This window comes from Bradyrhizobium sp. SZCCHNR1002, assembly GCF_032381435.1.
GTDB lineage: Bacteria > Pseudomonadota > Alphaproteobacteria > Rhizobiales > Xanthobacteraceae > Bradyrhizobium > Bradyrhizobium aeschynomenes.
The window spans coordinates 433,681-454,765 of the sequence record NZ_JAUHIS010000001.1 but is presented as its reverse complement, the minus strand read 5'-3'; the positions used below and the strand labels follow the sequence as shown (position 1 = coordinate 454,765).

The window sequence follows — 21,085 nt, the reverse complement described above, 5'->3', positions numbered from 1 at the left end:
GCCCCGCCGCGCACGTCGCTCCTACTCCAGCTCGATCGCCTGGTAGGTTCCGGTCTCGTCGAGCGCGGTGCCCCAGATCTTGTGCGAGGCCTGATGCTCGGCGCGTCCGAAGGAGAGCTTGCTGCCGAGGCCGAGATCGATGCTCTGCATCGACTCCAGCGTATCGACCAGCCGCTCGGTGTCCAGCGGCGTCGTCTGCTTCAGCGCCTGGATCAGGATGCTCGCAGAGATGAAGCCCTCCAGCGAAGTGTAGTCAGGCGCTTCGCCGGGGAAGTACTTGGCCAGTGCGGTCTTGTAGTCGAGCACGAGGCTCGAATAGCCCGCGACCGAGGGAACGCCCTGCGTGACGATGACGCCGTTGGTGTATTTGCTGCCGAGCAGCTTCAGCTCGGCGGCCAGCGACGACGATCCGACCGCCGAGATGTTGGCATAGATCAATCCCGGCACCGCCTCGTGGGTCTTCTCGATGAACTTCGCCGCCGCGCGGTCGGTCGCGATCATGATCACGGCCTTGATCGCGGGCTTGGTCTGCGCCTTCAGCTTGCTGACGGCCTCGTCGACGTCCAGCGAGCCGCGCGGAAAGCCGTAGCGGATGATCGGATCGGTGATGCCGAGCGCGCGGAAGGCCTTGGCGACGCCGTTGGCGCCGTCGTCGCCATACGCATCGTTCTGCGCGAACACCGCGATCTGCTTCGCCGGAATGCGCTTGACCTTCATTAGATAGCGCACGATCGCGGCGGTCTCCTCCGCGTAGCTTGCACGATAGTTGAAGACGTAGCGGTCCGGCGGATCGCGGCGCACGACGGCGGAGCCGCTATAGGGCGCAAAGAACAGCGCGCGGCGCTCCAGCGCGTAAGGAATCGCGACCGCATTGTTGGCCGTGCCCATGTTGCCGATGAAGCCGAAGACCTGGTCCTTCTCGTACAGCTGCGTCATGGCGCCGAGCGTCCGCGTGGGATCATAGCCATCGTCGGCAGCGACCAGCCGCAGCTTGCGGCCATTGATGCCACCGGCATCGTTGGCGCGGGCGAACGCCGTCTCGATGCCGAGCTTCATCTGCCGCGCGGACTCCTTGCGGACGCCGGAGAACGGAATGACGGTGCCGAAGCGGATCTCGGAATCGCTGACGCCATGCGGAAGCGGTGGCGGCAGATTGGCGGTGGGCTGCGTCGCGGCGGCTGCGGTCGTGGGCGCCAGCGCAAAGGACAGCGTGGGAGCTGCGGACTGCTGCTGGCTGAGGGATCGCTCGAGCTCGGTCAACTGACGTTCCGCCGTGAGACAATTCACCTGCGAGGACGCGACCCGGCCGCGGCCCTCGGCGATGTAGCTGTTGAAGCTGCGGATGAGCCCATCGCGCTCGCCGCTGTTGGACGAGCCCTGACGGATCACCTCGCTGAACTGATCGATGATGGTCTGGACGCGCCCCTGGGCAATCTCGCGGCAGGTCGCGGCCTGACCGACGACCGGCCCGACGCGGGAGGCGAGATCACGAACAACATCGGGGGAAATGGGGGCAGCGGAAGCGGAAGATGCGAAGAAGCAGACTCCGAGAAGGAGCGCACACCAGCGAACGGTCATTTTTGAGCTATCCGTTTTCTTCTGATTGGTTGGCTATGTTCACTACGTGAGTCAGACAGGCATCGTATTAAGGACAGGTTGCATGACACCGCAACATCCATTCGTCCGATCGCCGGCTCCTGGAACTTGCCGCACGCGACATCGCGCCACCGCGTTTCGGGCGACGTCATGCAAGGTGCCGGACTAACAACCCGCATGCTCGATTAGTTCTGAGAATCAACGGTTTGCCGAGGTGCGCGGCGGCCGGCCTCGCCGTCCCGCCGATGCTGCCGATGCGGCGCCTGTGATGTATCCGGCCCGGCCTGGACGCTATCGGACGCCACGATGAAGTTGTTCGCAGTCTTAACCGGCGTTAACGCGAGTAGATCAAATGCAGAGCGACGCTTTCAAGGCTGGGTCATCTTGCGTCCGACGAAGCGCGCCGCGCGACACGACCAGCGACGGCTTGCCGCAGTTCGGCATCGATAACGACAAGGTGAGACGAATTTGACGGGAGCGACCGCTTGGCGCGCGCGCAAGCCTCTGGCCCAGCGGGCGCTCTGACGATAGCAGCAGATCGCGGCTGCCGGTGCGCCGTGAGTGCGAGGGGATCCGTGATGCCGTGGAAGAATACCAAGATGGAGTTCGGCGCGATCGCGAAGTTCTTCCATTGGACCAGCGCGGCGGCATTCATCGCGGCCTATGCCGTCGTGTACTACGTCATCTGGTTCATGGACGACACGGCCCCGGAGGTGCTCCCGGTCCTCAATGTCCATTGGGTTCTCGGCATCTTCGTCGGCGTCTCCGTCGTGCCGCGCCTGCTGTGGCGGCTCGTCAACGTGCAGCCCGATCAGCCGCACGCATCGCATGCCGAGGCATGGCTTGCGCACGCCGCGCATTTGGGGCTCTACGCCCTGCTGATCCTGATGCCGCTGACCGGCTATATCGGCACCGATGCCCCGACGGATTTCGGAGCGTTCGCGGTGCCGAGCTTCCGCGAGACCGCGCTGTTCGGCTGGATCGAGACGCGCTGGGGGGTGTCGTGGGAGGCCTTCGAGCCGCCGGTCGATGCGATCCACCATTTCGTCGGCAAGTGGATCGCCTGGGTCGTGGTCGGCCTGCATATCGCCGCTGCGCTGTTTCATCACCTCGTCCGCCGCGACGGCGTGCTGACGCGGATGCTGCCGGGACGCGGAAGCGCGTGAGTACCGTACTCAGCGCGCCCGTCATTGCGAAGAGCGAAGCGACGAAGCCATCCAGGGGCGCGCTTGCCGCCCTGGATGACTTCGCTTCGCTCGCAATGACGCCTGGTAAAGCGTCGATCGTGCCGTGCCGACCTACTTGGCCGGCAGGTTGGTCTTGATGTGCAGCTCGCGGAGCTGCTTGGTGGTGGCTTCCGACGGCGCGCCCATCAGCAGGTCCATGGCCTGCTGGTTCATCGGGAACAGCGAGATCTCGCGCAGATTGGTGGTGCCACACAGCAGCATCACGATGCGGTCGACGCCGGCGGCCATGCCGCCATGCGGCGGGGCGCCGTACTGGAAGGCGCGGTACATGCCGCCGAAGCGGTCGACCACCTCCTGCTCGCCATAGCCCGCGATCTCGAACGCCTTCACCATCGCTTCCGGCTTGTGGTTGCGGATGCCGCCGGAGGCGATCTCGTAGCCGTTGCAGGCGATGTCGTACTGGAACGCCTTGATGGTCAGCGGGTCCTTGGTCGTGAGCGCCTCGAGGCCGCCCTGCGGCATCGAGAACGGGTTATGCGAGAAGTCGACCTTCTTGTCGTCCTCGTTGTACTCGTACATCGGGAAATCGACGATCCAGGCCAGCGCGAAGCGGTCCTTGTCGATCAGGTTCAGCTCCTCACCGACCTTGGTGCGGGCGAGGCCCGCGAACTTCCAGAACTTGTCGGGGTCGCCGGCGACGAAGAAGGCGGCATCGCCCTCCTTGGTGCCGAGCTGGCTGCGGATCGCAGCCGTCCGCTCCGGGCCGATGTTGTTGGCCAGCGGGCCTGCGCCCTCGCCGCCCTCGCGCCACATGATGTAGCCGAGGCCGGGCTGGCCTTCGCCCTGCGCCCAGGAGTTCATGCGGTCGCAGAACGCACGGCTGCCGCCACCCGGCGCCGGGATTGCCCAGACCTGATTCTTCGGGTCCTCGAGCATGCGCGCGAACACCTTGAAGCCGGAGCCGCGGAAGTGCTCGGAGACGTCCTGCATCTCGAGCGGATTGCGCAGGTCGGGCTTGTCGGTGCCGTATTTGCGCAGCGCTTCCGCAAACGGAATACGCGGCCAGCCCTTGGTGACCGGCTTGCCCTTGGCGAAATCCTCGAACACGCCGGTGATGACCGGCTCCATCGCCGCGAACACGTCCTCCTGCTCGACGAAGCTCATCTCGACGTCGAGCTGATAGAACTCGCCGGGCAGGCGGTCGGCGCGCGGGTCCTCGTCGCGGAAGCACGGCGCGATCTGGAAGTAGCGGTCGAAGCCCGACATCATCAAGAGCTGCTTGTACTGCTGCGGCGCCTGCGGCAGCGCGTAGAACTTGCCGGGATGGATGCGCGAGGGCACCAGGAAGTCGCGCGCGCCCTCCGGCGAGGACGCGGTCAGGATCGGCGTCTGGAATTCGAAGAAGCCCTGCTCCTTCATCCGCCGGCGCATCGAATCGATGATCGCGCCGCGGGTCATGATGTTCTGGTGCAGCCTGTCGCGGCGCAGGTCGAGGAAGCGGTATTTCAGCCGGATGTCCTCGGGATAGTCCTGCTCGCCGAACACCGGCAGCGGCAGCTCGGCCGCGGGGCCGAGCACCTCGATGTCGGCGACGTAGAGCTCGACCTGCCCGGTCGGCAGCTCGGCGTTCTCGGTGCCCTCGGGGCGGCGGCGGACCTTGCCTTCCATGCGCACGACCCACTCCGAGCGCAGCTTCTCGGCGAGGCCGAACGCCTTGGAGTCGGGATCGACGACGCATTGGGTGATGCCGTAATGGTCGCGCAGATCGACGAACAGCACGCCGCCATGGTCGCGGATGCGATGGCACCAGCCGGACAGCCGGACCGTCTCTCCGATGTTGCTGTCGCGGAGCGCGCCGCAGGTATGGGTCCGGTAGCGATGCATGGTCGTCCTGAATGGTCGGCGTGAGGAAAAGGGAATCGGCGCAGCCGCGAAGGCGCATGGCCGAATGCGCGCAGGGTTTAGCCGAGCCGCCCCGGCGCGGCAACCGCAGGAACGGCTTTTCCGGCCAAGAGGCTGGAAGCCTGGGCCGCGATTGCAACCACCGGCGCTGCCGCCGAATTGGGCTGGCGCTGAAACGCTCATCTGGCCGTCGTTTGGGCTCGAAAAGCGGCGTTCTCGCGCTTATCTTGGGAGGTATGACCGTGCATTTCCCCTTCCAGAACTCCTACGCCACGCTGCCGGACAATTTCTTTGCCCGGGTGGCGCCGACCCCCGTCGCCGCGCCGCGGCTGATCAAGCTCAACCGGCCGCTGGCCGAGGATCTCGGGCTGAACCCGGCGGAGCTGGAGACGCCGGAGGGCGCCGCGATCCTGGCCGGCAAGACCGTGCCTGATGGAGCCGAGCCGATCGCGATGGCCTATGCCGGCCACCAGTTCGGGCATTTCGTGCCGCAGCTCGGCGACGGCCGGGCGGTGCTGCTGGGCGAGGTCTTCGACCGCAACGGCGTCCGCCGGGACATCCAGCTCAAGGGCTCCGGCCCGACCCCGTTCTCGCGCCGCGGCGACGGCCGGGCGGCGCTCGGGCCGGTGCTGCGCGAATACATCGTCAGCGAGGCGATGGCCGCGCTGGGCATCCCGACCACAAGGTCACTGGCGGCGGTGGTCACCGGCGAGCAGGTCAATCGCGGCATCGCCCTGCCCGGCGCCGTGCTGACGCGGGTGGCCACCAGCCACATCCGCGTCGGCACGTTCCAGTATTTCGCCGCGCGCCAGGACACCGAGGCGGTGCGCCGGCTCGCCGACCACGTCATCGGCCGGCACTATCCGGATCTCGCCGGCGCCGAGCGGCCGTATCACGCCCTGCTCGACGCCGTGATCTCGCGCCAGGCAAAGCTGATCGCCGACTGGCTGCTGGTCGGCTTCATCCACGGCGTCATGAATACCGATAACACCTCCGTCTCCGGCGAGACCATCGATTACGGCCCCTGCGCCTTCATGGACGCCTATGACCCGAAGCAGGTGTTCTCCTCGATCGACGAGTTCGGCCGCTACGCCTTCGCCAACCAGCCGCGCATCGCGCTGTGGAACCTGACCCGGCTGGCCGAATGCCTGCTGCCGCTGTTCGGCGACGACAGGGACGAGACGATCAAGCAGGCCGAGGCCGCGCTCGACGGTTTTGCGGCTCAGTTCACCGAGGCGCACCAGACGGGCCTGCGCCGCAAGCTCGGCCTGTTCACGCAGACAGAAGGCGACCAGCCGCTGGCGCAGGCGCTGTTCGACACCATGGCCGCGGCCAAGGCCGACTTCACCCTGACGTTCCGCGGCCTCAGCGACGCCGCCGGCAGCGGCGATCTCGGCGAGGTCCGCGTCCTGTTCGAGGATCCCACAGGGTTCGACGAATGGGCCGCCCGCTGGCAGCAGCGGCTGGCGCAGGAGCCGCAGACCCCGGCCGAGCGGCGCGAGGCGATGCGCAAGGTCAATCCGGCCTTCATCCCGCGCAACCACCGCATCGAGGCGGTCATCACCGCGGCGGTCGAGAACGACGATTACGAACCGTTCGAGGAGCTGCATGCGGTGCTGGCCAAGCCCTACGAGGACCAGCCGGAGCGGACCGATTATGCCTTGCCGCCGCAGCCGGAAGAGCGCGTGCTGCAGACCTTCTGCGGCACCTGACACGCAGTCTTAACTCCCCGTCCACCATCGCCGGCACCGCGCTGGGGTCCTTAAGAAACGATCAACGCAGCCCCGACAAGTTGAAGCGAATTGTCGGGGAGGTCTGAGACGTGGACGCGCTGGTGTTCGAATTCATGGGTCTGGCGATGATCGCGCTGTGCCTCATCGTGCTCGCGGTGCCCTCCGGGCGGCGGCCCTCGGGCCGCGTCAGGCACCACTGACCGGCCTCCGGACCGGGTCATCATCAACCATAGAGCGATCGACTGACACCGCGGCGCTTGCGTTCGGGACGGATTGGGCCGACAAGCGGAGATGAATTTCGTCTCGTACCCTTTGCCGACACCCTTGACTTGTCAGCGTTTTCGGACGACGGCGTAAGAGCCTCGTCATGGATCGTTCATGGACTTGATCACGACCACCGCGGACCTCGCAGCCGCCTGCGCCCGCCTCGCCCAGCACCCGGTCATCACTGTCGATACCGAGTTCCTGCGGGAAACCACCTACTACCCCCTGCTCTGCGTCGTGCAGATGGCGAGCCCGGACGAAGCCGTGGTCATCGACGCGCTCGCCGAGGGCATCGATCTCAAGGCGTTCTTCGAGCTGATGGCCAATGAGAAGGTCCTGAAGGTCTTCCACGCCGCCCGCCAGGACATCGAGATCATCTGGCACCGGGCCGGCATCGTCCCGCATCCGATCTTCGACACCCAGGTCGCCGCGATGGTGCTGGGGTACGGCGACAGCATCGCCTACGACCAGCTGGTCGAGCGCATCACCGGCCACCGACCCGACAAGACCCACCGCTTCACCGACTGGTCGCGCCGGCCGCTGACCAAAGAGCAGGCGCATTACGCCGAGGCCGACGTCACCCATCTGCGCGACGTGTTCGCCGCGCTCGACGCCGACCTGAAGAAGCGCGGCCGCAGCGACTGGGTCAGCGAGGAGATGGAAATCCTGACCTCGCCGAAGACCTACGACTTCCACCCCGAGCGCGCCTGGGAGCGGCTGAAGACCCGCGTCCGCAAGCCGAAGGAGCTCGCGGTGCTGATCGAGGTCGCCGCCTGGCGCGAGCAGGAGGCGCAGAGCCGCGACGTCCCGCGCAGCCGCGTCATGAAGGACGATGCCGTCGGCGATATCGCCACCCACGCGCCGACCTCGATCGAGAAGCTCGGCAATCTGCGCTCGCTGCCGAAGGGCTTCGAGCGCTCCAAATGGGGCTCGGACATCGTCGCCGCCGTGCAGCGCGGGCTGGCCCGCGATCTCGCGGCCTTGCCCAAGCTGGAGAAGCCGCGCAACAACTCCAACGGCGCCGCGATCGTCGAGCTGCTCAAGGTGCTGCTGCGCATGACCTCGGAGCGTCACGCGGTGGCCAGCAAGGTCATCGCCACCGTGGATGATCTCGAGCAGATCGCGGCGGACGACAATGCCGACGTCGCTGCGCTGCAGGGCTGGCGCCGCGAGCTGTTCGGCGAGGCGGCGCTGGCGCTGAAGCACGGCAAGCTGGCGCTCGCCATCGACAAGGGCCGCGTCGTCAGGGTCGACCGGGCCTGAGCGGCCGCACCGGTCCCGACGTCCCCTCCGGGGCGTTTACCCAGTTGATTGCGGACCGCGTGGCAAGCGGCCACGGTCGGCCCACCTTATTTGGAATCGGACGGCCCCCTCAACTCTGCCGCGATTGTCTGGGACACCTCGACCAGAGCCAACGAAAGGATATAGGCGCTGGTCGGCAGGTCGAGCTGGCGCGCCTTCGCAATGGCCGCCTGGAGGCTGCTCGCCAGCTCTTTGAGCTCTTCCTCTCGGGTCATGTCATGGTCTCGGTGCTGGAGCTGCCCGTGTGAGCAAAGACGATTGCGAGCCGCCGGAACAGAAGCTGCTGCGGCTGCTCAGCGAAAATCCTGTTGATTTGCACGTCGTCGAGGCGCTGCGCCTGGTCGTTGCATTCAACAAGATCAGCAACCCGTCCGATCGCCGCATGGTCATCGAGCTGGCTGAACGGCTCGCCGGCGGCTGACGCCAGCCGAGCTCCTGCCGTTCAGACCGCCAGCCGGCCGCTCGCGGCCATCAGCTCGGCGCTGTCGACCACGCCGGCAAAATTGCTGATCACCCGGGTGACGACCAGCTTGTAAGAGACAACGTCACCGACGCACGCCTGACGGCAGGCCACCGCATCCCCGATCACCTGATAGCGGTGGCTGCGATGATAGCCGTCGACGACGGTCGAGAGGATGGTCTCGTCCAGCGAGAAGCCGAGCACGACGCAGCGGATGCTGCGCATGTTCGACATGTAGTCGGCGAACCGCGCCGAGCTGTAGGCCGACGGCAGCGGGTGCTCGAAGGCGATCTCTCCCGGCTTCGGCTTGAAGTCGTCGAGCCAGTTGGTGAGGTTCGAAGCCGGATTGAACCAGGCCGCCTGCGCGATCCGCTTGAGATGGATGACGGGCCAGAGATTGTCCCGCCACAACGCGATCAACTGCCGGCAGCGCGCCATGGTGGCGTCGCCGTCGGCGATCAGGTGCTTGCGTCCTTCAGTGAGATACTCGCACTGCAGGTCGGCACACACCAGAACCGGCGGATCCGTCTCGGTCGCGCCGAACAGATCGCGGTTCCCCATCACGGTCTCGCTGCAGCAAAATCGCGCAGAGGCGAGGACGCCGGCCGCCCGGCAGACAGATCGAGCACGCCCGGCCGATCCCAATCGCCCTCGGGCCGGATGATCATGTAGGGATCGCTGTCGAGCGTGATCGCGTCGTCGCACGGCTCGAGATCCAGCACCATCTCGGTGTAGGAGAAATCCGAGAAGGTGAGCTTGCGGTTGTGACCGAGCGGCTTGGCGCCGAAATGTGCCCAGAAATCCACCAGGCGATCCTGCGCGTGGCCGTAGGCCTTCTTGAAGCCCTTGCGCCTGCAGTAGTCGAGCGCCTCCCGCACCAGCTTGAACGACAGCCGCGACCGCCGATATTGATGACGGACCGCGAGACGCTCGACCTTGGCGAACTCGCCGAAGAAGCGCACGCGCACGCAGCCGGCCGGTTCCTTGCCGACGAAGCCGAGGAAATGCGCCGCGACGAGATCGTTCCCGTCGAACTCCTCCTCCATCGGACAATCCTGCTCGGTCAGATAGACCGCCGACCGGATCGCCGTGACGAGCATCAAATCGTTCGGATCTCGCGCGATGCGCACCGTGATCGTGCGTGGGCCAGACTTCGTCGTCCTGACTGAACTAATGCCGTGCATCCGCAAGACTCCCCTTTTCGCAATTCGTGGTCGATTGAATGGAAGGCGCGATCATGTCGGGCAGCCGGTTCCAAGGCCGCTGATACCACCAGAGGTCCGGCTGAAAGCTCGCAACCGGCGCGAACCCAAGCGCGCCGAGGAACGCGCGCCCCTCCGGGCTCGAGGGCTGGGCGTAGTAGTCGGCTGCATGGTACCGCGGTCCGCGCAGCGTCTGCGCGACATTGCCGAGCCCGATCGCGCCTCGTCCCTGCGCCACCAGCGCCCAGACGTAGATGGCCGCGACCTCCTCGCCTGGCCGCGCCAGATATCGGCGCGGCGGATCGTTCAAATGGAATTCGTCGAGCAGCAGCGCATCCAGGCCCGCACAGTTCAGATAAAGGAACGCGATGCCGCCCAGCAGGGCTCGGCCGCGACAGAGCACGAAGATCGAGTCCGGATCGTGCCGCAAGAACTCGGCAAGCTCCGCCTCGGAGGCGCGCACGCCCGGGATCTCGCGCCGCGCCAGCGCCGCGAGCTCGCCGAGCCGATCGGAGGTGACCGCCTGCGCGGTGATCAGATCAGTGCAGGGCAATGCGTCGAGCTGATGTCGCACTGTGAATTCTGTGCTTCCGCGCTGCAGGTTCTGCATCTATGTTTCCAGCTTGGCTTTGATGACGTCATCATACTTGTCGGGGCTGGAGTGTATGCGGCAACATTTGCATCGGGGTGCTGCATCTACGCAGCGCGGGAAATCTGACGAAACGCTTAATGCCTCGTGGGAAGATTTAAGAGCATTTCTCCTTTGCACGCGGCACAAGAGCTTCAGGAACGCGGCGGAGGTTCTCGGACTGACCGGCACCACGCTGATGCGCAAGATCGACCGGCTCGAGGACGAGCTGGGGTGCAAGCTCTTCATCCGCGATCAGTCCGGACTTTCGCTGACCGACGAGGGCCGGTCGCTGCTGTTCGACGTCGAGCAGATGGAGCGGCTGAGCTTCAACATCTTCCGCCGCGCCTCGTTGTCGACCGACACGCAAGGATCGGTGCGAGTCGCCGTGACCGAAGGCCCCGGCAATTTCTGGGTGCTGCCGCGGCTGATCGATTTTCAGAAGACCTATCGCAGGATCACCGTCGATCTGAGCTGCGCCATGCAGCAGGCCGATGTCTCACGGCTCGAGGCGGACATCTCGATCCAGTTCGAGCGGCCAACCAATCCGGACGTGATCGTCACCAAGCTCGGCCGGCTGCACATCTACGGCTTCGTGTCGGAATCCTATCGCGAGGCTCATGGCCTGCCGGCCTCATTGGCGGACCTCAGGAACCACCGCATCATCAAGCAGCACGGCGTGCAGCTCGACGAGACCGGCTATGCGCGCATCCTCGGATTGGAATCGCTCGAAGGCATCGTCGGCATCTCCACCAATTCCAGCGTGGCGGTGCTCTACGCGGTCGAGCGCGGCGCCGGCATCGGCTTTCTTCCGACATCTGCGGTCGCGCTGGGCGCGCCGCTGGTTCCGGTCGATCTCGGCATCAACTACCACATGGATCTGTGGCTGACCTATCACAAGGAGTTTCGCAGCTCCGATCGACACAAGGTGGTCATCGACTGGCTCAAGCGCATCTTCGATCCGAAAGTTCACGCCTGCTTCCGCGATGATTTCATCCACCCCCTCGATCTCGTGCCGATGATGGCCGAGGCGCGCCACGTCGTCGGCTTCAACGACTATGTGGCACCGAGGCCGGTCGGATCGCCTACCATTTGAGCTCGACGCCCAGCGTGCCCTGATGCGACTGCAGCGCCGAGCGCAGCTTGGCATCGTAGTTCAGGTAGAGGCGTGCCGTGCTGCTCAGGGAGAGTGACAGTGCCGCGCCGGCGTCGGCGCCATAGCGTCCTTCGCCGAGCCCCTGCAGGGTGATGCTCTGCGCGCCGAGGCTGACGGTGACCGCGCCGAGATTCTGCGCGAAGTTGTCGACGAACTTGCCGTAGGCGGAGAGATCCAGAATCCTGCCGTCGACGACGAAATAGCGGCCGACCTCGGCGCCGACCAGGACACGGCCGCGCTCCAGCGACGTGCCGCTGACCGACAGCGGGTCGAGTCCGCCGGCTTCCTGGAATGCCGCGGTCGTGGCGCGCGCATATTCGAAGGCGAGCTTCGGAACCACGCGGCTCTCGCCGAAGCTCCAGTAGTAGTCGAGCTCGCTCAGCACCCCCGTGATGTGGGCGCCATAGACGGAGGTCGTCGCACCGAGGATGGTATCGCGCCGCGCATTGATGCCGCCGAAGCCGTGGACGATGGCAATCGCCCAGGTCCACGGGCCGTGGTCGACGGAAGCGTTGAATCCGAGCTGGGTCAGGTCCAGCGCTGCCGACTGCAGCGCCAGCGGCACGTCGACTCGGGTCCGGCTCTGGTCGATCGACAGCCCGACGTTGACACCGGGTGCGAGCCGCATGCCGATACCGGCAACGCCGCCCCACGTCACCCTCTTGTCGCCCACGAAGTCACCTTGGGCGTTGGAACGAGCCGTCACGCCATAGGCTTCGGCCCAGCTTCGGAACCGGGGCTGCTCCGACGCCTCGGAGGCACCGCCGCCACCGGGATTGCTTCGCTGCAGCCGGCTGCCGCCAAACGTCGCCTGATTGCCGAGCCGTTCGAGGAAACTCGACCCGAGGTCGAGCACCGTTCGTCCGGATGAGAGATCGGAACTGACGGCACTCGGAACCGGGCTCGGCGAAGGGCTGGGCGTCGGAGCTGGTGTTGGACTTGCGGCGACGCTCGGAAGGCTCGCGGCATCAGTCGCGCTCGTCGCCAGACAACCGGCGGCGAGCGCAGCAACGAACGACACGGCGACGAGCGCGCCGGTGCACGGTCGTCCGTCCCGTCCAAGCTGAAATGGTCCCCGCATCGGCTCTGTCCGCCGTCCGCTCAAATCTGTCTAAATGTGGCCGAACGATTTGCCTGTAGTTCCCGAGCGCGGTCAATCGCGATCGGCTTCGCCAAGCCCGCGTCCGACGAATTGTGGTTCCAACGCCACAACGACGGCCGTGACGGGCTCCTGCAGCCGCGACTCCGCGACGCGTTCTCATCTCGCGCCCCAACTTGATATCGATGAGAAATCGTGTTGCAATCCCAGCAACAATCGGATTTGGCCGTTCGACTGTGCGTTTCGTGAATTCGAAAATCCAACAGACTTCGGAAAGCCCGCTTGTGGCGTGGCACGCGAGAGCGTGACCGCGTCTTTTTTTCGTCTAGACGAGGAGACGGCGATGCCGACCTACAAAGGCAGCGTGAAATGGTTCAACCCGACCAAGGGGTATGGCTTCATCAAACCGACCGGCGGGGACAAGGACGTGTTCGTCCACATCTCGGCCGTGGAGCGCGCGGGGCTGACCACGCTCAACGAAAACCAGCCGATCGAATACGATCTCGTGGAGAGCCGGGGAAAGACGTCGGCGGAGAACCTGAAGCTCTCGTGAGCCAATGTGCGGCGGAAGCGCCGCAGCTAACGAACTCCGCGCAAGGCTTGCTACGCGGATCACCAGACTTCGTCAGCTTTTGATGCACCCCCGGCCTCGCCGGGGATTTTTTTGTCAGGACGCAGCCTCAGCGATGACGATGCACAACTGCGTCTGCGGAGAGAACCGTCTCAGATAGAGAGAAACACACACCACGTAGAGCAACTACGAGACCATCGGCCAGATCAGCGCCTGCTCCGCCTGCTCCGTCGCCGACGTCCGGCACAGATCGCCTTCCAGCCGCACCTGGTCCCTTGCGAGCAGCTTGAGCGCCTCCGGATAGATCCGATGCTCGACGCCGAGAATGCGCTGCGACAGCGTCTCCGGCGTATCATCGTCCCTGACCACCACAGCGCCCTGCATGACGATCGGTCCCGCATCCGTCTCTGGGATGACGAAATGCACGGTCGCACCCGACAGCTTCACGCCGGCGCGCAGCGCCTGGCCGTGCGGATCGAGGCCTGGGAACGACGGCAGCAGTGACGGATGGATGTTCAGCATCCGGCCATACCAGTGCTGGACGAACTCCGCCGTGAATAGCCGCATGAAGCCTGCGAGGCAGATGATCTCGACGCCCCGCGCATCCAGCGCCGCCTGCAGCTTGGCTTCGAAGCCCGCCCGGTCCTTGCCGAACGGCTTGCTTTCGATGACCTCGACGGCGATGCCGCTCTCCGCCGCCTTTTGCAGACCGGCGGCGTCGGCGCGGTTGGACATGACGACGGCGATCTCGGCCGGAAAATCCGGCTGCGTGGCCGCTCGGATCAGCGCGGCCATGTTGGACCCACGGCCGGAAATCAGGATGGCGACGCGGCGCTTCATCTCGTCACTCGTCTCACAGGGACAAATCGAGCGCGCCGGTATAGATCACGCGCTCCTCGCCTGCGGCAGCAACGACCTCGCCGAGCCGTGCGACGTGCTCGCCATTGGCGGTGAACACCTCGGTCACGGCATCGACGGCCTCGGCCTTAACGATCACGATCATGCCGATCCCGCAATTGAAGGTGCGGAGCAGCTCGCGCTCGGCAATGCCACCCTGCTCCGCCAGCCATTTGAACACCGGCAGCACCGGCAGATGCGCCAGGTCGATCGAGACGCCGAGATGCTTCGGCAGCACGCGCGGAATGTTGTCGGTGAAGCCGCCGCCTGTGATGTGCGCCAGCCCCTTCACCGCGCCGGTCTCGCGGATCGCACGCAGACAGGATTTCACGTAGAGCCGGGTCGGCGTCAGCAGCGCGGCTCCCAGGGTCAGGACCGGCGCAAACGGCGCCGGGGCATCGAAGCCGAGGCCAGACCGGGCAACGATCTTGCGCACCAGCGAATAGCCGTTCGAATGCACCCCCGACGACGCGAGCCCCAGCACCACATCGCCAGCGGCAATGTCCGGCGACGGCAGCAGGGTGCCACGCTCGGCCGCGCCAACCGCAAAGCCGGCGAGATCATAGTCGCCATCCTTGTAGAGGCCCGGCATCTCCGCGGTCTCGCCGCCGATCAGGGCGCAGCCGGACTCCCGGCAGCCCTCGGCGACGCCTGCCACGATCGACGCGGTCGCCTCGGGATCGAGCTTGCCGCAGGCAAAGTAGTCGAGGAAGAACAGCGGCTCGGCGCCCTGCACCACCAGGTCGTTCACCGACATGGCGACCAGATCGATGCCGATCCCGCCATGCAGCCCCGTCTCGATCGCGATCTTCACCTTGGTGCCGACCCCGTCGGTTGCCGCCACCAGCACCGGATCCTTGAAGCCGGCCGCCTTCAGGTCGAACAGGCCGCCAAAGCCGCCGATCTCGGCATCCGCGCCGGCGCGCGCGGTGGCGCGCACCATGGGCTTGATCAGATCGACCAGACGATTGCCGGCATCGATATCGACGCCCGAATCTGCATAAGTGAGCCCGTTCTTGCGCTCGGTCATGGTCAAAACCCCTAATCTGGCCGCTGGTTACGTCGGAATCCGGCTGCGCGCAATGGCTCGCAAGGGGCTCGTCCCCATACTATCTAGGAACCGGACCGGTTCGCCCCGCTTCGGAATCGGGTTGGATTTGATCGAGTTGTCGTCGGGACGTTCTGTGTGACCATTCCCCACTCTATCCCCAATCTCATTACACTCGGCCGAATCCTGCTGGTTCCGATCGTCGTCTGGGCGATCGCGGCCGGCGAGATGGAAATCGCGTTCATGGTGTTCGTCGTCGCCGGCGTGAGCGACGCGGTGGACGGTTTTCTGGCCAAGCGCTTCAACCTGCGCTCCGAGCTCGGCGCCCTGCTCGACCCGCTCGCCGACAAGGCGCTGCTGGTGTCGATCTTCGTCACCCTCGGCATTTGGGGGGCCATCCCGCGCTGGATCGTGATCCTGGTGGTGTCGCGCGACATCATGATCGTCGCCGCCGTGATCGTCTCCTGGCTGTTCGACCGGCCCGTCGCAATGAAGCCATTGATGGTCTCGAAGCTGAATACCGCCGCGCAGGTCGGATTCGCAGGGCTGGTGCTGGCCGCGCTCGCGTTCGGCTTCGAGCCCAGGCCCTACGATGTCGTGCTGATGGTGCTCGTGACGGTCTTTACCCTCGTATCGGTCGGGCTGTATCTCGTCGAATGGGTGCGCCACATGAACACGATCGAAGTGCGATGAGCCCGCCAGGCAGGCCCTGTACCGCCCCCGCCGACGACACGACACGGAGCACGTCAACCTTGGCCGGCCATATCCCCCCTCGTCAATTGGCGCTCGCGCTGCCGCATGCGGAGAGCCTGACGCGGGACAATTTCTTCGAGGGGCCGGGCAATGCGGCGGGGCTCGCGCTGGTCGATGCCTGGCCGGAATGGCCCGCGCGGACCATGTTCCTCGTCGGCCCCGACGGCTCGGGCAAAAGTCATCTGGCGGCGATCTGGGCCGAGCGCTCCGGCGCCCGCTCGCTGTCGGCGCATGCGCTGGAGGCGAGCACCGTGCCCGGGGCGCTCGCCACGGGGGCCCTGGTGCTGCAGGATCTGACGGCGACCGATCTCGACGAGCGGGCGCTGTTCCACCTGCTGAACCTGGCGCGTCAGGACGAGGCCTACATCCTGGTCACGGCGCGGGAGGCGCCGGCGGCGCTGCCGATCGGGCTCGCCGATCTGAGATCGCGGCTGCGCGCCGTTCCCGTGGTCACGCTGTTGCCACCGGACGACCAGCTGTTCCGCGCCCTGATCGTCAAGCTGGCCGCGGACCGGCAACTGGCGATCGACGAAACGGTCGTCAGCTACCTCGCCACCCGGATCGAGCGATCCTACGCTGCAGCCCGCGAGACCATCGCGCTGCTGGACAATGAGTCGTTGAGGCTCGGCCGACCGGTCACCCGCGCACTGGCCGCCGAGCTGCTGCGCCCGGTGTGACGGGCGGCCATCTTGACGCCGGTCCGCCGGGGAACCTCAATGGTGCCGGGAACGTCATCCCCTGGTCACCCAGAGTGGGCTACGGTCGAGGGTGAGCGCCCTGATTTGATGCCGTGATCGGATATGGATCGAATTTCTGATGGATACCGAACAAGTTTCTGAGATCGTTTCGAAAGAGCCGGCTGTGGCGGCGCCGCTGCAGATCGCGTCGAGTCCCGAGCGCTTCATCAATCGGGAGCTATCCTGGCTGCATTTCAACCGCCGCGTGCTCGAGGAGTCGGTCAATCCGCGCCATCCGGCGCTGGAGCGGGTGCGCTTCCTGTCGATTTCCGCCAACAATCTCGATGAATTCTTCATGGTCCGCGTCGCCGGCATCCGCGCCCAGGTGCGCGAGGGCATCGCCGAGCGCAGCCCGGACGGGCTGACGCCGACCGAGCAGCTGAAGCTGATCAACGAGACCGTCTCCCAGCTCGCCATCGACCAGCAGGCGATATGGCGCGACCTGCGCAAATTTCTCGCCGAACTCGGCATCGTGCTGGTCGACGGCCAGGACGTCAGCAAGAGCGAGCGGGTCTGGATCGAGGACCATTTCCTCGCCAACATCTTCCCGCTGCTGACGCCGCTCGCGATCGATCCGGCGCATCCGTTCCCGTTCATCCCGAGCCTCGGCTTCACCGTCGCGCTGCAGCTGACGCGCACCGCCGACGGTCGGCCGATGAATGCGCTGATCCGCATGCCCGGCAAGATCGACCGCTTCATCCGCTTCCCCGGCGCCAAGGACGGCGCGATCCGCCTGATCACGCTGGAGCAGGCCACCGGCCTGTTCATCGGCCGGCTGTTCCCGGGCTATACCGTCAAGGGCCAGGGCGCCTTCCGCATCATCCGCGACAGCGAGATCGAAATCGAGGAAGAGGCCGAGGACCTGGTGCGGCTGTTCGAGACGGCACTGAAGCGGCGCCGCCGCGGCTCGGTGATCCGGCTCGAGATCGAGGCCAACATGCCGGAGGAGCTGCGCCGCTTCGTGCAGAATGCGCTGTCCACGACCGACGACGAGGTGTTCGTCGTCGACGGCGTGCTGGCGATGAACGAGCTGTCGCAGCTGACGCGGGTCGACCGTCCCGACCTCGAATTCGCGCCTTACGTGCCGCGCCATCCGGAGCGCGTCCGTGACCATGGCGGCGACATCTTCGCCGCCATCCGGCAGAAGGACCTGATCGTCCATCACCCCTACGAATCCTTCGATGTCGTCGTTCAGTTCCTGCAGCAGGCGGCGCGCGATCCCGATGTCGTCGCCATCAAGCAGACGCTGTATCGCACCTCCAACAACTCGCCGATCGTCCGCACGCTCGTCGAAGCCGCCGAAGCCGGCAAGTCGGTGACCGCGCTGGTCGAGCTCAAAGCGCGGTTCGACGAGGAGGCCAATATCCGCTGGGCTCGCGATCTGGAGCGCGCCGGCGTGCAGGTCGTCTACGGATTCCTCGAGCTGAAGACGCATGCCAAGCTGTCGATGGTCGTGCGCCGCGAGGGCGGAAGCCTCACGACCTATGTGCACACCGGCACCGGCAACTATCACCCGGTGACGGCACGCATCTACACCGACCTGTCCTACTTCACGTCCGACCCGGTGATCGGCCGCGACGTCACGCGGGTGTTCAACTACATCACCGGCTATGCCGAGCCGATCGACATCGAGAAGATGGCGGTCTCGCCGCTCACGCTTCGCAAGCGCATGATCGAGCACATCCAGGGCGAGACCAGCTTCGCTCGCCAGGGCAAGCCGGCCGTGATCTGGATGAAGATGAATTCGCTGGTCGATCCCGACATCATCGACGCGCTGTACGAGGCCTCGCAGGCCGGCGTGTCGATCGAGCTGATCGTGCGCGGCATCTGCTGCCTGCGTCCGGGCATTCCCGGACTCTCCGACAACATCCGCGTCAAATCGGTGATCGGCCGCTTCCTCGAGCACGGCCGCATCTACTGCTTTGGTATGGGTCAGGGCCTGCCGAGCGCCAAGGCCGCCGTCTACATCTCCTCGGCCGACATGATGCCGCGCAATCTCGACCGCCGTGTCGAGGTGCTGTGCCCGCTGCAGAATCCGACCGTGCATCAGCAGGTTCTGGAGCAGATCATGGTCGCCAATCTGAAGGATACCGAGCAGAGCTGGCAATTGTTGCCGGATGGGTCGTCAACGCGTATGAAGGCCGCGAAGGGCGAGGAGCCGTTCAACCTGCACAATTACTTCATGACGAATCCGAGTCTGTCCGGCCGTGGAAAGTCGCTCAAGGAATCATCGCCGCGCCGGCTCACGCGCCGGAACGAACGCAACTCTTCGTAGCGGCGACGCTCGTCAGAGGACGCCGCGGTGAGACGGCCCGCTGCCAAGGCGGCCAGCGTTGGCGTCATCGACATCGGCTCGAACTCGGTCCGCCTCGTCGTCTACCAGGCGATGGAGCGCAGCCTCGTCACCGTGTTCAACGAGAAGGCGCTGTGCGGGCTGGGCCGCGAGGTCCAGACCACGGGCCTGCTGGCGACCGATGCCGTCGACAAGGCGCTGACCGCGCTGAAGCGCTTTCGCGCGCTGTGCAAGGTGCAGCAGGTCGGCAGCGTCTACGCCATCGCGACCGCCGCCTGCCGCGACGCCTCGAACGGCCCCGACTTCATCGCCAAGGCGGAGAAGATCTGCGGCGCGCCGATCCAGATCCTCACCGGGCCCGAGGAAGCCCGCTATTCGGCGCTCGGCGTCATCTCCGGCATTCACAAGCCCGACGGCATCGTCGGCGATCTCGGCGGCGGCTCGCTGGAGCTGATCGACGTCCGCGGCCACCAGGTGCGCAGCGGGGTCACCCTGCCGCTCGGCAGCCTGGCGCTGCAGGATCTGGCAGAGAAGTCGCTGAAGAAGGCGCAGCGGATCGCCAGCGAGGCGCTGACCGATCTGCCGCAGCTGCTGACCGGCGAGGGCCGCACCTTCTACGCCGTGGGCGGGACCTGGCGCGCGCTGGCCCGCATTCACATCATCCAGAGCGGCTATCCGCTCGGCGTCATGCACGGCTATGCGATCCCCGCGACCGATGCCCTCGCCTTCGTGCGCCGCCTGCGCCGGCTCGTCGCCGCCGACATGCTGGCCGACATCGAGGCGATCGCCGAAGCCCGGCGCCCCCTGCTCGCCTATGCCGCTCTCGTGCTCGAGCACATCATCCGCGTTGCCAAGCCGACCACCGTGGTGTTCTCGACCTTCGGCGTGCGCGAGGGCCTGCTGTACTCCAAGCTTCCCGATGCCGAGCGCGCCAAGGACGGCCTGCTCTCTGCAGCGCAAGGGCTGAACGAGCTGCTGTCGCGCTCCGCCCAGCATGCGCGCGAGCTGATCGACTGGACCGACCGGCTGTTCCGCGTGGTGCATATCCGCGAGACCGAGGAGGAGCGAAGGCTGCGCCATGCCGCCTGCCTGATGTCCGACATTGGCTGGCGGATGCATCCGGATCATCGCGGCGAGCAGACCTACGGCATCATCCTCAACGGCAATTTCGGCTCGATCAGCCATGAGGGCCGCATCTTCGCGGCGCTGTCGGTGTTCTTTCGCTACGAGGGCCTGGGCGACGAGGCCGCGGCGCCCGCCCTCACCGAGCAGCTGAGCCCGGCGCAGATCGATCGCGCGCGTCTGCTCGGCACCGCCTTCCGCGTCGCGCATCTGATCTCGGCCGCGCGGCCGGGCGTGCTGCCCGCCACGCATTTCCGCACCCAGGACCGCAAGCTGATGCTGGTGTTCGAGCATCATCTGGTCGACCTCGTCGCCGACCGCGTCGGCGGCCGCTTCAAGCAGCTTGCGCGGCTGGTCGGGCGTTCGGGCTCCGTGGTGCTGAACTGAGCGGCCATGTTCGAGGCGTTCGCCAACGATCTGCACGACACGGCAGGAATCGCGAGGCGGCCCCCGCAAGCGTTCCGCCTGCTTGAGCGGGATCAGGGCCGCGGCGCCCGCGCAGAGATCGCGATCATGCGTTGCGCGATGATGCCGTAGACCTTGCGCCAGGCCTGCTCCACCTCGTCGCTCCATTGCGGGCCAAGCCCCCTGGCCAGCGTCCACAACAGCGCTTCGCCGACCACGGGATAGTGCTCCGGCTTCACGCCGTAGCGCGCATGGTTGCGGCCGAGAATGTCGGTGCTCGACATCAATCCCGTCATCTGGTCGAGACTGCCGACGAGCACGGCCAGCGTTGCGATGAAGTCGCGCTTGAGCACGTCCATGTCGTCGCGAAACATCGGGCGGCATTCCGGGGCGAGCTCGAAAACACGGTTGTAAAACGTCGTCGTCATGTCAGAGGCATTGGCAAACACCATGTCGAACGACGATCTGACGTGACCGATCTCCTCTGCAGTCAACATTCTCAAGTCCGGTTCAAGGCGTGCAAATCAGCAGCGAGGAATGAGTACGACGTGGTGGTGTCGCCGCGGCCCATTGTGGTTCAAGACTACGAGGAGCTGACAACCGACCCTACGGTATTTGCCCGAAGCGCGGCACCTTGCCGCAGCCGTATCGACATCGGGAAAGATGCGGCACGCAGGTCCGGCCGCGAGAGAGCTGGTGCCGGGTCTGCTCACGGCAGCGCTTCGCGGCC

20 protein-coding genes are annotated in these 21,085 nt (G+C 65.8%); 10 read left to right on the top strand and 10 right to left on the bottom strand.

The features are described 5' to 3' along the window. Window positions 1-21: 21 nt before the first annotated feature. A complete protein-coding gene (locus QX108_RS01965; RefSeq protein WP_315719889.1) occupies window positions 22-1,578 on the bottom strand; it encodes an ABC transporter substrate-binding protein in 1,557 nt (518 codons plus the stop codon). Between the two features lie 596 nt (window positions 1,579-2,174). Between QX108_RS01965 and QX108_RS01960 the strand changes: the two genes are divergently transcribed. Next, the gene (locus tag QX108_RS01960) at window positions 2,175-2,762 is read left to right on the top strand and encodes a cytochrome b (protein ID WP_315779170.1); all 588 of its coding nucleotides are present in this window, start codon (window positions 2,175-2,177) and stop codon (window positions 2,760-2,762) included. A 132-nt stretch (window positions 2,763-2,894) separates the two neighbouring features. Here the strand turns inward: QX108_RS01960 and aspS are convergent, their stop codons facing one another. Continuing rightward, window positions 2,895-4,667 carry an aspartate--tRNA ligase gene (aspS, locus tag QX108_RS01955; protein ID WP_315779172.1) on the bottom strand — a complete coding sequence of 591 codons (1,773 nt, stop codon included), beginning with the start codon at window positions 4,665-4,667 and terminating at the stop codon, window positions 2,895-2,897. Window positions 4,668-4,921: 254 nt separating this feature from the next. Here aspS and QX108_RS01950 point away from each other — a divergent pair, with 254 nt between their 5' ends. Continuing rightward, window positions 4,922-6,397: a protein adenylyltransferase SelO gene (locus QX108_RS01950; RefSeq protein ID WP_315779174.1), complete on the top strand. Its 1,476-nt coding sequence runs from the start codon at window positions 4,922-4,924 to the stop codon at window positions 6,395-6,397. A 399-nt stretch (window positions 6,398-6,796) separates the two neighbouring features. Beyond that, the gene (gene rnd, locus QX108_RS01945) at window positions 6,797-7,945 is read left to right on the top strand and encodes a ribonuclease D (protein WP_315719885.1); all 1,149 of its coding nucleotides are present in this window, start codon (window positions 6,797-6,799) and stop codon (window positions 7,943-7,945) included. Window positions 7,946-8,031: 86 nt separating this feature from the next. Here the strand turns inward: rnd and QX108_RS01940 are convergent, their stop codons facing one another. Next, window positions 8,032-8,199, bottom strand: coding sequence for a hypothetical protein (locus QX108_RS01940; RefSeq protein ID WP_172109316.1), 168 nt, complete (start codon window positions 8,197-8,199; stop codon window positions 8,032-8,034). 29 nt (window positions 8,200-8,228) lie between these two features. On the opposite strand from QX108_RS01940, the gene QX108_RS01935 reads away from it, so the two are divergent. Further along, complete coding sequence (locus QX108_RS01935) at window positions 8,229-8,405, top strand: hypothetical protein (RefSeq protein WP_315719884.1); 177 nt, start codon at window positions 8,229-8,231, stop codon at window positions 8,403-8,405. A 21-nt stretch (window positions 8,406-8,426) separates the two neighbouring features. On the opposite strand, the gene QX108_RS01930 is transcribed toward QX108_RS01935, so the two are convergent. From QX108_RS01930 to QX108_RS01920, 3 genes are read right to left on the bottom strand one after another with little or no spacing between them, the layout of a single operon-like run. After that, complete coding sequence (locus tag QX108_RS01930) at window positions 8,427-9,005, bottom strand: isochorismatase family protein (RefSeq protein WP_315719883.1); 579 nt, start codon at window positions 9,003-9,005, stop codon at window positions 8,427-8,429. Beyond that, window positions 9,005-9,628 (bottom strand): GNAT family N-acetyltransferase, encoded by a 624-nt coding sequence (locus QX108_RS01925; protein WP_172131961.1) that lies wholly within the window; start codon window positions 9,626-9,628, stop codon window positions 9,005-9,007. The genes QX108_RS01930 and QX108_RS01925 overlap by 1 nt, the downstream gene beginning before the upstream one ends. After that, a complete protein-coding gene (locus QX108_RS01920; RefSeq protein WP_172131962.1) occupies window positions 9,615-10,256 on the bottom strand; it encodes a hypothetical protein in 642 nt (213 codons plus the stop codon). The genes QX108_RS01925 and QX108_RS01920 overlap by 14 nt, the downstream gene beginning before the upstream one ends. A gap of 55 nt (window positions 10,257-10,311) precedes the next feature. Between QX108_RS01920 and QX108_RS01915 the strand changes: the two genes are divergently transcribed. After that, a complete protein-coding gene (locus tag QX108_RS01915; protein ID WP_172131963.1) occupies window positions 10,312-11,370 on the top strand; it encodes a LysR family transcriptional regulator in 1,059 nt (352 codons plus the stop codon). On the opposite strand, the gene QX108_RS01910 is transcribed toward QX108_RS01915, so the two are convergent. Beyond that, window positions 11,360-12,511, bottom strand: a complete 1,152-nt coding sequence (locus tag QX108_RS01910) for an autotransporter outer membrane beta-barrel domain-containing protein (protein WP_315779178.1) — start codon at window positions 12,509-12,511, stop codon at window positions 11,360-11,362. The two genes, QX108_RS01915 and QX108_RS01910, sit on opposite strands and share 11 nt — an antisense overlap. A gap of 361 nt (window positions 12,512-12,872) precedes the next feature. Here QX108_RS01910 and QX108_RS01905 point away from each other — a divergent pair, with 361 nt between their 5' ends. Further along, on the top strand, window positions 12,873-13,082 hold the full coding sequence (locus QX108_RS01905; protein WP_008961173.1) for a cold-shock protein: 210 nt from the start codon (window positions 12,873-12,875) through the stop codon (window positions 13,080-13,082). 204 nt (window positions 13,083-13,286) lie between these two features. Here the strand turns inward: QX108_RS01905 and purN are convergent, their stop codons facing one another. Continuing rightward, window positions 13,287-13,940 carry a phosphoribosylglycinamide formyltransferase gene (purN, locus tag QX108_RS01900; protein WP_315719881.1) on the bottom strand — a complete coding sequence of 218 codons (654 nt, stop codon included), beginning with the start codon at window positions 13,938-13,940 and terminating at the stop codon, window positions 13,287-13,289. Between the two features lie 13 nt (window positions 13,941-13,953). Further along, on the bottom strand, window positions 13,954-15,027 hold the full coding sequence (gene purM / locus QX108_RS01895; RefSeq protein WP_315719880.1) for a phosphoribosylformylglycinamidine cyclo-ligase: 1,074 nt from the start codon (window positions 15,025-15,027) through the stop codon (window positions 13,954-13,956). A 156-nt stretch (window positions 15,028-15,183) separates the two neighbouring features. Between purM and QX108_RS01890 the strand changes: the two genes are divergently transcribed. From QX108_RS01890 to ppx, 4 genes are all read left to right on the top strand, one after another. Beyond that, a complete protein-coding gene (locus QX108_RS01890; protein WP_315779181.1) occupies window positions 15,184-15,738 on the top strand; it encodes a CDP-alcohol phosphatidyltransferase family protein in 555 nt (184 codons plus the stop codon). 59 nt (window positions 15,739-15,797) lie between these two features. Next, entirely contained in the window at window positions 15,798-16,475 is a 678-nt protein-coding gene (locus QX108_RS01885) for a DnaA ATPase domain-containing protein (protein ID WP_315779183.1), read from the top strand. A 139-nt stretch (window positions 16,476-16,614) separates the two neighbouring features. After that, window positions 16,615-18,810: an RNA degradosome polyphosphate kinase gene (locus QX108_RS01880; protein ID WP_315779185.1), complete on the top strand. Its 2,196-nt coding sequence runs from the start codon at window positions 16,615-16,617 to the stop codon at window positions 18,808-18,810. 27 nt (window positions 18,811-18,837) lie between these two features. After that, on the top strand, window positions 18,838-20,337 hold the full coding sequence (gene ppx / locus QX108_RS01875; RefSeq protein WP_315779187.1) for an exopolyphosphatase: 1,500 nt from the start codon (window positions 18,838-18,840) through the stop codon (window positions 20,335-20,337). 92 nt (window positions 20,338-20,429) lie between these two features. On the opposite strand, the gene QX108_RS01870 is transcribed toward ppx, so the two are convergent. After that, window positions 20,430-20,852: a globin family protein gene (locus QX108_RS01870; RefSeq protein ID WP_172131969.1), complete on the bottom strand. Its 423-nt coding sequence runs from the start codon at window positions 20,850-20,852 to the stop codon at window positions 20,430-20,432. Between the last annotated feature and the right edge of the window lie 233 nt (window positions 20,853-21,085).